Source organism: Ameyamaea chiangmaiensis (genome assembly GCF_013376175.1).
Taxonomy (GTDB): Bacteria; Pseudomonadota; Alphaproteobacteria; order Acetobacterales; family Acetobacteraceae; genus Ameyamaea; species Ameyamaea chiangmaiensis.
The window spans coordinates 1-2,342 of the sequence record NZ_JABXXR010000257.1 but is presented as its reverse complement, the minus strand read 5'-3'; the positions used below and the strand labels follow the sequence as shown (position 1 = coordinate 2,342).

Annotated in this window: 1 protein-coding gene; it reads left to right on the top strand. The window is 61.3% G+C overall.

Features of this window, described 5'->3' with window-relative positions; all coding sequences use genetic code 11:
• Positions 1–40: 40 nt before the first annotated feature.
• On the top strand, positions 41–2,287 hold the full coding sequence (locus tag HUK82_RS16055; protein ID WP_394367516.1) for a TonB-dependent receptor family protein: 2,247 nt from the start codon (positions 41–43) through the stop codon (positions 2,285–2,287).
• Positions 2,288–2,342: the final 55 nt, after the last annotated feature.

The following is a 2,342-nucleotide window of genomic DNA, read 5'->3' as shown; positions in this document are numbered from 1 at the left end:
AGCGGCCGCACCGCGCCGCGCTTCGTCGCCCGCTCGTACCCTGCCGGTCTCGCCGGACGAGGCGGTCGATGTCATCGCGCATCGCACGCGCAGCCACGGCGCGGTGGAAGTCGTCACGCGTGAGACGATGGATCATTTCGTGGCCGGCACAAGCCCGATGCAGGTTCTGGCGCTGACCACGCCGGGTGCGAATTTCGCCTCCGACGACGCGTTCGGCCTCGATAACGTGGCCAACACGCTGTATGTGCGCGGTTTCAACCAGTCGCAGCTCGGCATGGCGGTCGACGGGATCCCGATGGGCGGCCAGGGCTTTCATAACTGGAACGGCCTCAGCATCGACCAGATCGCCATCCAGGAAAACCTGTCGGGCATGACCATGTCGCAGGGGGCCGGTGCGCTCGACGTGCCGTCGGCCCAGACGCTGGGCGGCGCGCTGACGTTCACCACGGCGGATCCGCTGGACAAGGCCGGGGGGCGCATCAGCCAGCTTTTTGGCAGCAACAACGGCTTTCGCACCTTCGCGCGTGTCGACAGCGGCGTGCTGAACCCGACGGGCACGAAGTTCTACGCGTCCTATGCGCGGACGGCGCAGGATCTGTGGAAGGGCTACGGTGACCAGCAGGAGCATCAGGCAAACTTCAAGCTGGTGCAGCCGGTGGGCGAGCACGGCAAGATCACGGCCGTGTTCGATTACTCCAATTTCGACCAGTACAATTACATGGGCCTGACCAAGAACCTGTGGCAGCGGCTGGGGCGTGACACGACCTACCTGAAGCCCAACTACGCCCTGTCCAAGGAATACGCCTATTACGCGCAGAACGGAGGAATTCCGCCGGGTCTGCCCGCGGGTATCACCAATGACGAGGTCGGCGATTTCGCCTATGACGGCACGCAGGAGCAGCGGAATTATCTCTCGGCCGTGACCGGGGAGTTCCAGCTCAACTCGTTCATCACCTCGCGCACGATCGCCTACGGCCATGTGTCGAATGGTGATTATCAGGGCACCAACCCGTTCCTGACCTCGCCCTCCTCGGGCGTGCTGATGGCTGACGAGACCGGACACCCGGACGTGCGCCGTATCGGCTTTACCCAGAACTTCACCGTCAAGCTGCGTAACAACGAGATCCAGACCGGCTTCTGGTATGAAAACGATCGCTTCAATTACCCCATGCGCCTGTATGAAGACGGACAGGATTTCGCGCACAACTCCAAAAGCAACTACTATGCCTACCAGTCGACCACCTGGTTCGCGGATTCATTCAACACCAACACGTTCCAGTTCTTCATTCAGGACACGTGGCACATCATCCCCGGCATGACACTGACCGGCGGTTTCCGGTCGCTGACCCAGACGACCCATGGCGGCACCAGCTACGACAATACCGCCGGGCTTTCGGCCTGGGGGACGTATTACAGCCACCCCGCGTCGGGCAGCCTGACGGCATCAAACGCGTTCCTGCCGCATTTCAACTGGGATTATCACTTCCTCGACCATCACGAGATCTACTGGGACATCGCGGAGAACATGCGGGCCTACGATTTCGGCCAGCAGAGCAGTTCCGGTAACGCGTGGGGCGGTCTGGGGACGGCCACCAACACCGCGCAGTCGGTCTTCAACCAGGGCAAGCAGACACTGCGCCCCGAACGGACCTGGAACTATGTCGTGGGCTATCGCTACAACAGCACGTTCTTTACCGGCAGCGTCGATTTCTATCACACCGATTACATCAACCGTCTGGCGGCGATCACGACAGGACCAACCAACAACGTCTATGCCGCGTTCATCAATGTCGGTCACGAGACGATGAACGGCGCGGATGTTCTCGGCGCGATCCGTCCGTTCCGCGGGCTGGAAATCACCAACAGCTTCAGCTGGAACAATGCCACGTACGAGGACGCAGCACTGCCGTATGACGGCACGACGATCAGCATCAAGGGCAAACATCAGGTCTATTACCCGAAGTTCATGTACAAGGCGAACCTGACCTATTCGTACAAGCGCGCGACGTTCAATTTCAACGCGACCTATACCAGTTCGCGACCGATGACGTATCTGAACGACGTCTCGATCCCCGCCTATTGGACGACGAACCTCAACCTGTCGTACGATTTCGGCGGGATAGGGTTCGCGCACGACATGAAGGCGACCTTCGGCATCACCAATGTCGCCAACCAGAATTACATCGGTGGCGTCTATGGCGCGGCCTCGGTCTCGGGCGACGACAACGCCAACCTGTTCGTCGCGGCACCCCGGCAGTTCTTCGGCTCCGTCGCGGCCGAGTTCTGAAGGCTGCCCGCCGGCCCCGCGACGGGGCCGCCGTCCGTCCGGACCGACTGTCAGG